The sequence below is a fragment of the Variovorax durovernensis genome, from assembly GCF_977011995.1.
Map to the genome: position 1 here is coordinate 1309642 of NZ_CDRNCW010000001.1, position 13297 is coordinate 1322938.

Here is a 13297-nt window from a genome sequence, read left to right on the forward strand (position 1 = left end):
ACAGCATGGACACGACGAGCTCGCTCTACGACCTCACGCCGATCGCGTGGCTCATGGCCGCGGGCGTGCTGATCGCGCTCGGCCCGCTGCTCTGGGTCTGGCGGCGCAACGCAGGCGCGGGCCCGGCGCGCCGGCTGCATGCGCTGACCGTGCTCACGCTGTTCCTGACCTTCGACCTGACCCTGTTCGGCGCCTTCACCCGGCTCACCGATTCGGGCCTCGGTTGCCCCGATTGGCCCGGCTGCTACGGCAACGCCAGCCCGCACGGCGCGCGCCACGAGATCGCGATGGCGCAGAGTGCGCAGCCGACCGGTCCGGTCACCCATGGCAAGGCATGGGTCGAGATGGTTCACCGATACCTGGCAACGGGCGTCGGCTTCTTGATCCTCGTCCTGGCCGTGGCCACCTGGCTGGTGCGTTGGTGGCCTTCCATCGGACCCAAGTCCGGTAGCGCGCCGCAGCCTCCGCCGGCCACTGCACAAGCCGTGTTGAATCCCTGGTGGCCGACGGCGACGCTTCTGGGTGTGAGCTTGCAAGGCGCATTCGGCGCGCTGACCGTCACCTGGAAGCTGTTCCCGGCCATCGTCACCATGCATTTGATGGGCGCCATCGTGCTGCTGGCGCTGTTGTGCATCCAGGCGGTGCGCTACAAGCAGAGCGCGACGCAGCGGCTGCCCACTGCCGTGTCGCCGGCACTGCGCAACGGGCTCATCGCGACCACCGTGCTGCTGGTGCTGCAGATCGCGCTCGGCGGCTGGGTCAGCACCAACTATGCGGTGCTCGCATGCACGCAGTTCCCGACCTGCCAGGACAGCTGGTGGCCGCCGATGAATTTCGCGCAGGGCTTCGAGATCTGGCGCCACCTCGGCGTGACTGGCGAAGGCCAGCCGCTCGACTTTTCGGCGCTCACCGCCATTCACTATGCGCACCGGCTGATGGCCTATGCCGTCTTCGTCGCGCTGGGCGTGCTGGCATGGCGCCTGCGCCGCATCGGCTCACTGAAACCGCAGGCCCGCTGGCTGGCGGGTCTTGCGCTGCTGCAGCTGGCCACTGGCCTGGGCAACGTGCTGCTCGGCTGGCCGCTGGCGGCGGCCGTGCTGCACACCGGCGGCGCCGCGGCGCTGGCCGTGGTGCTGACGTGGGCGCTGTGCGAGAGCCGGCGCGCCGTGCCCGAGGCACGCATGGCGCGCGCCAGTGACAATGCAACCGGTCGCGACAACAACAACCAGAGGAAGGCCGCCGCGTGAGTACCCCGATTTCCGTTCAGCAAAGCAGCACCGCCAACGTGCTGCGCCAGTTCTACGCGCTGACCAAGCCGCGCGTGGTGCAGCTGATCGTGTTCTGCGCCTTCATCGGCATGGTGCTGGCCGTGCCCGGCATGCCGTCGTGGGCCGACGTGCAGCGCGGCGCGCTGGCCTGCGTCGGCATCTGGCTGGTGGCGGGGGCGGCGGCGGCGTTCAACTGCCTGGTCGAGAAGGGCATCGACGCCAAGATGAAGCGCACCGCGTGGCGCCCCACCGCGCGCGGCCAGCTCAGCGACCTGCAGGCGCTGGTTTTCTCGGCGGTGCTGTGCGCCGTCGGCTCGGCGCTGCTGTGGTTCACGGTCAATCCGCTGACCATGTGGCTGACCTTTGCCACCTTCGTCGGCTACGCGGTGATCTACACCGTGATCCTCAAGCCGCTGACGCCGCAGAACATCGTGATCGGCGGTGCATCGGGCGCCATGCCGCCCGTGCTGGGCTGGGCCGCGATGACGGGCGACGTGGGCCCGGAGGCGCTGATCCTTTTCCTCATCATCTTCCTGTGGACGCCGCCGCATTTCTGGGCGCTGGCGCTCTACCGCGTCGAGGACTACCGCAAAGCGGGCCTGCCGATGCTGCCGGTCACGCACGGCAACGAGTTCACGCGGCTGCAGGTGCTGCTGTACACCTTCATCCTGTTCGCGGCCTGCCTGATGCCCTTCATCTACGGCATGAGCGGCTGGCTGTACCTGGCGGTGGCCGTGGCCGTGAGCATCGGCTTCACCGGCTATGCGTTCGCGTTGTGGCGCAACTACTCCGACACCCTGGCGCGAAAGACCTTTCGCTTCTCGCTGATCCACCTGAGCGTGCTGTTCCTGGCGCTGCTCGTCGATCACTACATCCACTGAACACGTCTTTTCCATGAACAAGCGGAACGCTCTCAGATTGATCGCCGGAAGCGCCGGCTGGGTGGGCGTTGCCGCGACCCTGGGCCTGGGGCTTTCCGCCTGCAGCGAACAGAAGCAGAGCTTCAATGCGGTGGACATCACCGGCGCCGACTACGCGAAAGACTTCTCGCTGAAGGACGCCGACGGCAAGGTCCGCACCATGGCCGATTTCAAGGGCAAGGTGGTCGTGATGTTCTTCGGCTACGCACAGTGCCCCGACGTCTGCCCGACCACCATGACCGAGATGGCGCAGATCAAGCAGCAGCTCGGCAAGGACGGCGACAAGCTGCAGGTGCTGTTCGTCACTGTCGATCCGGCGCGCGACACGGCCGAGGTGCTCAAGGCCTACATGGGTGCGTTCGACCCGAGCTTCGTGGCGCTGATCCCGACCGCCGACGAGCTGGTCGCGCTCGCGAAGGACTACAAGGTCTACTACAAGAAGGTCGAGGGCAAGACGCCGACCAGCTACTCGATGGACCACTCGGCCGCGAGCTACGTGTACGACACCCAGGGCCGCCTGCGGCTCTACGCACGCTATGGCGCCGGCGTGCCGGCCATGGTGTCGGACCTGAAGACCTTGATCGCTTCCTGAGCGGGGCAGGCGGATGCAAGCCGTGGGCTCGGTCGAGCACCTGAAGGCGCGCAAGGGCGCCTTCCGAATCGCGCTGATTCCGCCGGAAGTGCTGAGCGCGCTCAACGACGGGCTGCTCGAGACCGTCAACCTCAACGAATTCATGGCGCTGGAGCTGCCGCAACTGGCACGCAGCGTGGCAGGGCACATCGGGCTCGACGTGCAGAGCGAACGGCTGGCCGACACGCTCGCGATGCTGGCGGCGTTCAAGCCGATGCAGCGGCACGGGCACATCGCCCGCGCGCTCTACGACCTCGCGGCGCTGCATGCCGAGCGCGACGCCGTCGCCCACAGACTGGCCACGCATCCGAGCGACGTGGCGCGCTGCTGGGCCGCGCAGTGGGTCACGCTCTCGGGCCTGCCGCTGCCGCGGCAACTGGAGGCCGTGCGCCGCTTTGCCGCCGATCCGCATTTCGGCGTGCGCGAGATCGCCTGGATGGCGGTGCGCGACGCGGTCATCGCCTCGCTCGACGAAGCACTCGCGCTGCTGCAGCCCTGGGTGTTCGATGCCGACCCCAACATCCGCCGCTTTGCCAGCGAACTCACGCGGCCGCGCGGCGTGTGGTGTGCCCAGATCGAGGCGCTCAAGACCGAGCCCTGGCGCGCGCTGCCGCTGCTGGAGCCGCTGCGCGCCGATCCGAGCCGCTACGTGCAGAACTCGGTGGCCAACTGGCTCAACGATGCGAGCAAGAGCCAGGGCGAGTGGGTCGACAGGCTCTGCGCGCGGTGGCTGGCCGAGTCGGACACGCCTGAAACCCGCTACATCGCTAAACGTGCGATGCGCACGCTCTCCAAATGAAAAAAGCCCGGGCGACCGGGCTTTCTTCATTCTGGGAAGAGGGAGGCTTACGCGTAGTCCGAGAGGGCCTTCTTCATCTTCTTCATGGCGGCGACTTCGATCTGGCGAATGCGCTCGGCGCTCACGCCGTACACGGCCGCCAAGTCGTGCAGCGTCATGCCGCCCGAGCCGTCGTCGTTCACCTTGAGCCAGCGCTCTTCGACGATGCGGCGGCTGCGGTCGTCCAGCGCTTCGAGCGCCGTGGCGATGCCGTCGCTCGACAGGCGGTCGCGCTGCTGCGATTCGAGCAGCGCGGTCGGCTCCTGCGTGGCGTCGGCCAGGTAGGCGATGGGACCGAAGGCTTCTTCGCCGTCGTCCGACGGGCCCGGATCGAGCATGACGTCGCCGCCCGACAGGCGGGTTTCCATCTCGAGCACTTCTTCAGGCTTGACGTTGAGCCGGGTCGCCATCTGCGACACCTCGTCTGGGCTCAGCGTGTCGCGGTGCGTGCCGTTGTCGGCCGCGGCCGAGTCGGCCTTGAAGCCTTGCTTCATCGAGCGCAGGTTGAAGAACAGCTTGCGCTGGGCCTTGGTCGTCGCGACCTTGACCATGCGCCAGTTCTTCAGGATGTACTCGTGGATTTCGGCCTTGATCCAGTGCATGGCGTAGCTCACCAGCCGCACGCCCTGGTCGGGGTCGAAACGCTTCACGGCCTTCATCAGGCCGACGTTGCCTTCCTGGATCAGGTCGCCGTGCGGCAGCCCGTAGCCCAGGTATTGGCGGGAGATGGAGACCACGAGGCGCAGGTGCGACAGCACGAGCGCGCCAGCGGATTCGAGGTCGTTGTGGTCGCGCAACTTGCGTGCGAAGCCCTGCTCTTCTTCGAGCGTGAGCAGCGGCAGTCGGTTGGCGGCCGAAATATAAGCATCCAGGTTGCCCAGCGGGGGAACCATCGACCATGGGTTGGCGACGGCCAGCTGGTTGGCAGAGACTCCGGACAGGGTTGTCATCAGGGGAAACTCCTTTGTGTTGGCCATATTAGCACTCGGTTAGAGGGAGTGCTAAACCAAGGGTTCCCTTGAGTTTCTATCGCGCTGATAGCCCCAGGCTACCAGCGTATGCCCAGCTTTAGAAACAGCTTCGACAGAACGAACAGCGGGCCGACCCAGAGGTATTGGATGTCTTCGAAGAACGAAGGTTTCTTGCCTTCCAGCTTGTGGCCTACGAACTGAAAGATCCAAGCCACTACAAAGATAGCGGCTGAAACCGGCAATACAAGGCCGCCCATCGCATGGACCAGCGCCAGGGCGATGGCGGTCAGCACGGCCATGGTCAGCAGGAAGGCCGGCGCCCGCAGCAGGGCGTAGTACACGAGGCTGGCGGCCACGAACACATAAGCCACCCAGGGGTGGATCGCGAACAGCAGCCCGACGATGCTCAGCATGATGGCCGGGATGGCCACGAAATGGATCAGTTCGTTGGTCGGGTTCCGGTGGCTCTCCTCGTAGTGGGCGAGCAGCCGGTCGACCTTGCGGTCGCTCGATTCGAGCGGGGCGGCGGCAGTGTGCGTCATGGCTTGTCTCCGTGGGCGCCGTTCGATGCGGCGGAACTTCGATGGTGCACACGGAAAAGCCCGATGGCAAGAGCGCTTCCGATGTGTATTTGCTATCAAAAAAGTAGCTTGAAAGCATTACAGGCGCACGCAAAGCATGACTTTGGGCACTTTCATCGCGCCGTCGCGCCGCTAAGATCAAACGCGTGGCTTCCCTTGACACCTCACCCACGCCCCCTCAGCCGGCCGCCGAGGCTGGCACGCCCACCTCCACCCCTCCACCCACCGCGATCCTCGTCGTGGACGACCACGACCTGCTGCGCCTCGGCGTCTGTGCGCTGGTCCAGGCGCAGGCGGCGTCCTCCGGCGCGAACATCGAGGTTTTCGAGGCCGGAAACGTGGCCGACGCGCTGGTGCTCTACGAAACCCACCAGGCGTCCATCGGCCTCGTGCTGCTCGACCTGGCGCTGCCCGACACGCGAGGCCTGAGCGGCCTGGCCGACTTCCGCCAGCGCTTTCCCGACGCGCGCATCGTGGTGCTCTCGGGCACCGGCAACAGCACGCTGGCGCAGGGCGTGCTGGCGCTGGGCGCGGCCGCCTTCCTGCCCAAGTCGGCCGACCTGAAGGAAGTGGTGAGCTTCATCCGCGCCTGCGGCCTGCTCGACCCCTCGGCGCCCGGCGCCGCCGAACCCCCGCCGCCGGCCGTGTCCAGGCCGCTCGTCGGCCATGCCGAATTCGCCCATGCCAGCGCCTGGCAGGAACTCACGCCGCGCCAGATGCAGGTGCTGCAATGGGTGCTCGAAGGCAAGGCGAACAAGGAAATCGCGCAGCTCGCGAACCTGAGCGAAGGCACCGTAAAAAACCATGTCTCTACCATCCTGCTGCTGTTCGGCATGCGTTCGCGCGCCCAGCTGATCAGCACCCTGCACTGAGTTGAGCGCACCGACCGTAGCGCCGAGCGAGCCGTCCGCCGACTACATGCTCGGCCAGCGGGTGCTGCGCGAGAGCATCGCCTCGGTCTACAGCACCTACATCGTCTCGACGCTGACGCACATGGCGTTCGTGCTGGTGTTCGGCGCCATCATCTATTCGCAGCTGAAAGACCCGAGCCTGCTGTTCTGGCTCGCCGCGCTGCTGATCGCCGACGTCTACGTGCTCTTCACGCCACGCTGGACGCCCGAGCGGCCGGCGCGCGAAAGCGCCTACTGGGCGCGCAAGATCTCGCGCATGGTCACGCTGGTGAGCATGGTCACGGCGGTGGTGCCCTGGCTCATCGTGCCGCACGAAAACCTGCCCATGACTTCGCTGCTGATGGCCGTGATCGTCGGCAGCTGCGCGCGCGCTGCGCAGTCGCTCTGGCCGTTGAAGCCGGCGCTGTTCGGCTACACGATGCCGATGTCGCTGGGCATGATCACCGCGCTGGCCTGGCAGGGCGACGGCCTGCACCTGTTCCTGGCGGCGGCCGGCGCGGCCTACCTGCTCCTGACGCTGCACGCGGGCGTCGGCCAGCACAAGCTGCTCACCGAGTCGCTCTTGCTGCGCTTCGAGAACGAGGCGCTCGCCGCGCGGCTGGGCGAGCAGATCGCCGCCACCGAACGCGCCAGCGAAGAGAAGACGCGTTTTCTCGGCGCCGCCAGCCACGACCTGCGCCAGCCGCTGCATGCCATCGCGCTGTTCGGCGCCGCGCTGGAAAACGAACTGCGCGACCGCCCCGAGCGCCGCAATGCCGAGCGCCTGATGCGCGCGGTGAATGCGCTGGGCGCATCGCTCGACACCATGCTCGACGTCTCGCGGCTCGATGCCGGCGTGGTCACGCCGGTGCCGCAGCCGGTGCAGCTCGACGCGCTGTTCCTGCCGCTCAACCACACCTTCGCGGCCCGGGCCGAACACAAGCAACTGCAGCTGCGCGTGCTCGCCAGCGGCCTGTGGGTGCACAGCGACCCGCAACTGCTGCACCGCATGCTGTCCAACCTGATGGACAACGCGCTGAAATACACAACACGCGGCGGCGTGACCGTGACTGCGCGCGACCGCGGCGAAGCGGTGTGGATCGAGGTGCGCGACAGCGGCATCGGCATCGCGCCCGAACAGTCGAGCCGGATCTTCGAGGAGTTCTATCAGATCAACAATCCGGGCCGAGACCGTTCGCGGGGCCTGGGCATCGGGCTGTCGATCGTGCAGCGGCTGTCGCGGCTGCTCGGCCATCCGGTGCAGATGCATTCGCGGCCGGGGCGGGGCACCTTCTTCCGCGTGGTGGTGCCTGCTGTGAAGGGGCCGGCACGGGCCGCGGCCACATCGGCCTCCGTTGCGGGGACAGCGTCGGCGCGGCGTGGCGGCAACCCCGAATCCGCGTTGCCCGGGCGCGTTCTGCTGCTCGACGACGAACTGGAAATCCGCGAGGCCATGGTGGGACTGCTGCGCTCCCATGCCGTCGATGCGCACGCCGTCGACAGCGAGGAGGCTGCGGCCGAGGCATTGAAGCAGGCTGCCGCCGAAGGCCGTCCGTTCGATCTGCTCCTGTGCGACTACCGGCTGGCCGACGGTGCCGACGGGCTCGACGCGGGCTTGCGCCTGAGCCAGGGCGCAAACCAGGGCACGACGGCCACGCCGCTGCTGCTCATCACCGGCGAAACCTCGCCGGACCGGCTGCAGCGCGTGCGCGAGTCACGCGTGCCGGTGCTGTTCAAGCCGGTGGCTGCTGAATCGTTGCTGCGGGCGATGGCGGAGCTTGTGGCAATCCATTAGTCCGTGGCGATTTCTGAGCCTATTGGTATTAATTGGATGCCAATGTGCTCCGTAGTCGACAGATGTCGTGACTTTTGGCACTGGTGAATACCGTGGTGGCGCTTTAACTTAGCGGGGCCCTGGCGCTTCGGACACCCCTCCGATTCTTTGCCAGTGCGCTCACAACACATGGATTCCGGAGGTTTTTCCCCAATGAAGTTCAGACTCGCGGCAGTAGCCGCAGCAGTCGCGGCGACGCTTGCCCTGGCGGCTTGCGGTGGCGGCGGCAACGATGGCAACAGCTTTGCGCCCATCGGCGTTCTTCCGCCCCCACCCCCCGCTCCCGCTCCGCCGCCCGCGGAGCCCCCCGCGCCGGCGCCGGCACCGGCCACCAGCACCTTCCTGTACGAGCAGGTGCCATATCCGGCGGATGGCGCGGCCTTCCTGAACGACCTGAACACCGAAGGCGCGAAGGGCTTCAGGTTCCTTGGCGCGTTGACGGCGGCCCAATCCGGGGCCGGCGCCAACGTCTACTACAAGACGGGCGACATCACCTATGTCTACGAGACGAAGGCGGCTCCTGCGGACGCGGATGCCTTCGTGGCCCAGGCCAACGAAGCAGGCGGGCGTGGCTATCGCTGGGCCGGCGCGAGCAGCGTGAACAACGTGCCGGTGATGATCTACCGCAAGGACAGCGGTACCGACGCCACCTACACCTACCGCACCGAGGCCGCGGCGGCCAGCAGGTCCGAGTTCATCACCCGTGCCAACGCGCAGGGCGCTGAGGGCTACTTCAATACCGCGCCGGCCTATGGGTTCGGCTCGGCGATGGTCGCGGTGTTCGAGAAGAGTTCGGTGGGCAATTCCACGTTCGCCTATGAAGTGAAGGACGACGCATCCGACGTCGACGCGACCCTGGCGCAGTTCGAAGAGGCGGGCGCTCGCGGCTTCCGCTTCCGGGGACCGTACAGCTTCGGGAACATCTTCGCCAAGGACCTTTCGCAGTCCAGCACCTTCACCTACCAGGCGCTGGTTCCGAAGGACACGCTGGCAGAGGAGATCGAGCAGTCGAACACGGTGGGTGCGGACGGCTTCGCCCTCATCGGTCCGATGGCCGTGAACTCGCAGACGCGCAACTACTACTACAAGGCCAGCAATTGCACGGGGCCCGCCCTGTGCATGCCGACATCGCCGTTCGGTCTCTGACCCGGCGAGGGGGAGAAGAGAAGAAGAAAGAGAAACGGCCCTGGCGCAAGCCGGGGCCGTTTTTTCATTGGAACGCGGACGACTCAGCCGAGCAGGGCCTGCGCAAACTCGCGTGCGTCGAAGGTCTCCAGGTCTTCCAGCTTCTCGCCCACGCCGATGAAGTACACCGGGATCGGCCGTTCGCGCGCAATGGCGCACAGCACGCCACCCTTGGCCGTGCCGTCGAGCTTGGTGACGATCAGGCCCGTGAGGCCCAGCGTCTCGTCGAATGCCTTGACCTGCGCGAGCGCGTTCTGGCCGGTGTTGCCGTCGATCACCAGCAGCACCTCGTGCGGCGCCGTGGCGTCGGCCTTGGTGACGACGCGCTTGATCTTCTTGAGCTCGTCCATCAGGTGCAGCTGCGTCGGCAGGCGGCCGGCCGTGTCGACCAGCACCACGTCCTTGCCGCGCGCCTTGCCGGCATTCACCGCGTCGAAGCTCACGGCGGAGGGGTCGCCGCCCTCGTTGCTCACGATCTCGACCGTGTTGCGGTCGGCCCAGACCAGCAACTGCTCGCGTGCCGCAGCCCGGAAGGTGTCGGCGGCGGCCAGCAGCACCGATGCGCCTTCGGTGGCCAGGTGCTTGGTGAGCTTGCCGATGGAAGTGGTCTTGCCCGCGCCGTTGACGCCGGCCACCATGATGACGGTGGGCGTGAACTGGCCGATGACCAGCGGCTTCTCCAGCGGCTTGAGCAGGTCGGCGATCGCCTCGGCCAGCAGGACCTTGACTTGGGCTGCGTCAGTGGCCATCTGGCGCTTGACGCGGCCGCGCAGGTCTTCGAGCAGGTACTCGGTCGCCTTGACGCCGGTGTCGGCCATCAGCAGGGCGGATTCGAGCTCTTCATAGAGCGCGTCGTCGATCTGGGCGTTGACGAACACGGCCTGGATGCCGGTGCCGGTCTTGCGCAGGCCGGTCTTGAGCTTGTCGAGCCAGCTCTTGCGCTCGGGGACCGCCGGCGCTGCAGCGACCGGGGCGGGTGCGGGTGCCGGGGCTGGCGCGGGAGCGAAGACAGGTGCCGGCGCCGGAGAGGGCGCGGCCACCACCGGGGCTGGCGCCGGCGCTGCGACGACCGGTGCAGGGGCTGCCGGTGCTGGTGCCGGAGCAGGCGTTGGAGCAGGGGCCGGCGCAGGCGCAGGCGCGGCAGGCGTTTCCTCCGCGGCAGGCTTCGAGCCGAACCAGCTCGAAGGCGAGAACACCGAGCGCGTGGGCGCAGGCTCAGGGGCAGGCGCTGGCGCGGCCGCCGGAGGGGGTGCCGGCGCGACCGGGGCATCGGCAGGCGGTTTTTTCTTGAAGAAACTGAACATCAGGAGCTTTTTACAATCCGACCCATTCTATGAAACACCTCCCGCCACGCCGTGCTGCGTCTGGTGCGGTGCTGGCGATGGCGCTCGTGGCGCCGTGGGCCATGCCTGCGCAGGCCCAGTCCACTCCGGCCCCCGCCGCTTCATCCGCCGCTACCGCGGCTGCGCCGGGACCCCAGCAATTCACCCTGGCCAACGGCATGACGCTGATCGTCCAGCCCGACCGGCGCTCGCCCACGGCGGTGCAGATGGTCTGGGTCCGGGTCGGCTCCCTCGACGAAGTCGACGGCACCTCCGGGGTCGCACATGCGCTCGAACACATGATGTTCAAGGGCACCAAGGACATCAAGCCCGGCGAGTTCTCGCGCCGCGTGGCGGCCCTCGGCGGCCAGGAAAACGCCTTCACCACCCGCGACTACACCGGCTACTACCAGCAGATTCCGGTCGGCAGCCTCGAGCAGGTGATGAAGCTCGAATCCGACCGCTTCGCCAACAACCAATGGCCCGACGACGAGTTCAAGCGCGAGATCGAAGTCGTCAAGGAAGAGCGCCGCCTGCGCACCGAAGACCAGCCGCGCGCCCTGCTCGGCGAGCAGCAGAACGCGGCCGTCTTCATCGCCTCGCCCTACCACCGCCCCGTGGTCGGCTGGATGAGCGACCTCGACGCCATGACCCCGGCCGACGTGCGCGACTTCCACCAGCGCTGGTACGTGCCCGCCAACGCCGTGCTGGTGGTGGCCGGCGACGTCGACGTGGCCCAGGTCCGCGCGATGGCCGAGAAGTACTACGGCCGCATTCCGTCGCGCGCCCTGCCTGTGCGCAAGCCGCGCGTGGAGCCGGTGCAGCGCGGCATCCGCCGCCTCGAATTCAAGGCGCCCGCCGAGCAGGCCTATGTGTCGCTGGCCTACCGCGTGCCGCAGATCGCGAACATCGACGACCTGAACAGCGACGCCTGGGCGCTGGTGGTGCTGTCCGCGGTGCTCGACGGCTATGCCGGCGCCCGGCTCGACCGCGCGCTCACCCAGGGCCCCGACCGTGTCGCCGATTCGGCCGGCGCCTATGCGGGCTTCATCGGCCGCGGCCCGCAGCTCTTCGTGCTCGAAGGCGTGCCGGCCGCCGGCAAGAGCGCGGAGGCGGTCGAGGCCGCCCTGCGCGCGCAGGTGGCGCGCATCGCCAAGGACGGCGTGGGCGAAGCGGAGCTGGCTCGCGTCAAGACCCAATGGGTGGCGAGCGAAACCTACAAGCGCGACTCGGTGATGGCGCAGGCGCGCGAACTCGGCAGCAACTGGATCCAGGGCCTGCCGCTGGACGCCAGCGAGCGCATCGTCGCCCGGCTGCAATCCGTCACGGCCGCGCAGGTGCAGGCCGTGGCGGCCAAGTACTTCGGCGACGACCAGCTCACGGTCGCCACGCTGCGGCCCCTGCCGCCCGAGGCCAAGCGCGGCCGCGGCTTCGCTGCGCCCGCGGGCGAGCTGCGCTGAAAGGTCCAGATTCCATGACGAAGACTCTCAAGAAAACCGCGCACGCCCTGCTGTTCGCAGGCGTGGTGGCCCTCACGGGCATGACCGGCGCGCATGCCGCGCTGCCCATACAGCACTGGACGCTCGCCAATGGCGCCAAGATCTATCTGGTGTCGACCAACGCGCTGCCGATCGTCGACATGCAGGTCGACTTCGATGCCGGCAGCCGCCGCGACCCAGCCCCGCAGGCCGGCCTGGCCAGCACGACGGCCGCGATGGTCGAGAAGGGCGTGCGCGCAGGCAAGGGCGGCGAGCCCGCGCTCGACCAGAATGCCCTCGGCGAAGCCTGGGCCGACCTGGGCGCCAGCTTCGACGTGAGCGCCGGCACCGACCGCACCAGCTATTCGCTGCGCACGCTGTCCGACCCGGCGCTGCTGAACAAGGCCGTCACGCTGGCTTCGCGCGAGATCGGCGAGCCGGCCTTCCCCGACGACGTGTGGCAGCGCGAGCGCGAGCGCATCAACGCCGCCATCAAGGAGGCCAACACCAAGCCCGCGACCATTGCGGGCCGCGCGTTCGCGCAGACGGTGTACGGCACGCATCCCTACGGCCAGGAAGTGACCGAGGAAACGCTGGCGCGCATCGACACTGCCGCCATGCGCCAGCGCTACGAGCAGCTGATGGTGCCGTGCCGCGCCAAGCTCAGCATCGTCGGCGCCGTCACGCGCGCCGAGGCCGAGACGCTCGCCAACACGCTGCTGTCGCGCCTGCCCGGACCGGAGGCCTGCACACCGCTGCCGGCCATCGCGCCCGTGGCCGCGCTGACCGCGCCTAGGGAAGAGCGCATTCCGTTCGACTCGGCACAGGCCCATGTCTTCATCGGCCAGCCCGGCTATCCGCGCAAGGACCCGGACCACTTCGCGCTCACGCTGGGCAACTACGTGCTCGGCGGCGGCGGCTTCGTGTCGCGCCTGACCGACCAGGTGCGCGAGAAGCGCGGCCTCACCTACAGCATCTACAGCGGCTTCGCGCCGGGGCTCGAGGCGGGCGCGTTCCGCATCGGCTTCCAGACCCGGCCCGACCAGGCCGAGGAAGCGGTGAAGGTGTCGCGCGAAGTGCTCGCGAAGTTCGTGGCCGAAGGCCCGACCGCCAGCGAGCTGAAGGCCGCCAAGGACAACGTGATCGGCGGCTTCCCGCTGCTGCTCGACAGCAACCGCAAGCTGATCGGCAACGTGGCCAACATCGCCTGGCACGACCTGCCGCTGGACTATCTCGACACCTGGACCGCGCGCATGAACGCGGTCACCGCGGCCGACATCAAGGCCGCGTTCCAGCGCAAGCTGCAGCCGGAGCGCATGGTGACGGTAGTGGTGGGCGGCAAGCCCGCCCAGGCCACCGCCAAGGCGCAGCAGTAAGCG

The 13297-nt window shown here is 67.9% G+C and carries 12 protein-coding genes; 9 read left to right on the top strand and 3 right to left on the bottom strand.

What is annotated here, in order from left to right:
• Window positions 1–5 precede the first annotated feature (5 nt).
• Genes ACWV14_RS06135 through ACWV14_RS06150 form a run of 4 tightly spaced genes read left to right on the top strand, consistent with a single transcriptional unit; the run spans window position 6 to window position 3618 of the window.
• Window positions 6–1247: a COX15/CtaA family protein gene (locus ACWV14_RS06135; protein WP_454907693.1), complete on the top strand. Its 1242-nt coding sequence runs from the start codon at window positions 6–8 to the stop codon at window positions 1245–1247.
• Complete coding sequence (cyoE, locus tag ACWV14_RS06140; RefSeq protein WP_454907692.1) at window positions 1244–2149, top strand: heme o synthase; 906 nt, start codon at window positions 1244–1246, stop codon at window positions 2147–2149. Before ACWV14_RS06135 ends, cyoE begins: the two co-directional genes overlap by 4 nt.
• A gap of 13 nt (window positions 2150–2162) precedes the next feature.
• Window positions 2163–2780: an SCO family protein gene (locus ACWV14_RS06145; protein ID WP_422085097.1), complete on the top strand. Its 618-nt coding sequence runs from the start codon at window positions 2163–2165 to the stop codon at window positions 2778–2780.
• 13 nt (window positions 2781–2793) lie between these two features.
• The gene (locus tag ACWV14_RS06150) at window positions 2794–3618 is read left to right on the top strand and encodes a DNA alkylation repair protein (protein ID WP_454907691.1); all 825 of its coding nucleotides are present in this window, start codon (window positions 2794–2796) and stop codon (window positions 3616–3618) included.
• Between the two features lie 47 nt (window positions 3619–3665).
• On the opposite strand, the gene rpoH is transcribed toward ACWV14_RS06150, so the two are convergent.
• Together rpoH and ACWV14_RS06160 are read right to left on the bottom strand one after the other, a co-directional pair.
• The gene (gene rpoH, locus ACWV14_RS06155) at window positions 3666–4607 is read right to left on the bottom strand and encodes an RNA polymerase sigma factor RpoH (protein WP_454907690.1); all 942 of its coding nucleotides are present in this window, start codon (window positions 4605–4607) and stop codon (window positions 3666–3668) included.
• 98 nt (window positions 4608–4705) lie between these two features.
• On the bottom strand, window positions 4706–5170 hold the full coding sequence (locus ACWV14_RS06160; protein WP_454907689.1) for an Mpo1 family 2-hydroxy fatty acid dioxygenase: 465 nt from the start codon (window positions 5168–5170) through the stop codon (window positions 4706–4708).
• A gap of 185 nt (window positions 5171–5355) precedes the next feature.
• On the opposite strand from ACWV14_RS06160, the gene ACWV14_RS06165 reads away from it, so the two are divergent.
• From ACWV14_RS06165 to ACWV14_RS06175, 3 genes are all read left to right on the top strand, one after another.
• Window positions 5356–6081, top strand: a complete 726-nt coding sequence (locus ACWV14_RS06165; RefSeq protein WP_454907688.1) for a response regulator transcription factor — start codon at window positions 5356–5358, stop codon at window positions 6079–6081.
• Between the two features lie 46 nt (window positions 6082–6127).
• A complete protein-coding gene (locus tag ACWV14_RS06170) occupies window positions 6128–7894 on the top strand; it encodes an ATP-binding response regulator (RefSeq protein ID WP_454907853.1) in 1767 nt (588 codons plus the stop codon).
• A gap of 192 nt (window positions 7895–8086) precedes the next feature.
• On the top strand, window positions 8087–9079 hold the full coding sequence (locus ACWV14_RS06175; RefSeq protein WP_454907687.1) for a hypothetical protein: 993 nt from the start codon (window positions 8087–8089) through the stop codon (window positions 9077–9079).
• An 83-nt stretch (window positions 9080–9162) separates the two neighbouring features.
• On the opposite strand, the gene ftsY is transcribed toward ACWV14_RS06175, so the two are convergent.
• Window positions 9163–10422 carry a signal recognition particle-docking protein FtsY gene (ftsY, locus tag ACWV14_RS06180; protein WP_454907686.1) on the bottom strand — a complete coding sequence of 420 codons (1260 nt, stop codon included), beginning with the start codon at window positions 10420–10422 and terminating at the stop codon, window positions 9163–9165.
• 29 nt (window positions 10423–10451) lie between these two features.
• Between ftsY and ACWV14_RS06185 the strand changes: the two genes are divergently transcribed.
• Together ACWV14_RS06185 and ACWV14_RS06190 are read left to right on the top strand one after the other, a co-directional pair.
• The gene (locus ACWV14_RS06185; protein ID WP_454907685.1) at window positions 10452–11900 is read left to right on the top strand and encodes a M16 family metallopeptidase; all 1449 of its coding nucleotides are present in this window, start codon (window positions 10452–10454) and stop codon (window positions 11898–11900) included.
• A gap of 14 nt (window positions 11901–11914) precedes the next feature.
• A complete protein-coding gene (locus ACWV14_RS06190) occupies window positions 11915–13294 on the top strand; it encodes a M16 family metallopeptidase (protein WP_454907684.1) in 1380 nt (459 codons plus the stop codon).
• Window positions 13295–13297: the final 3 nt, after the last annotated feature.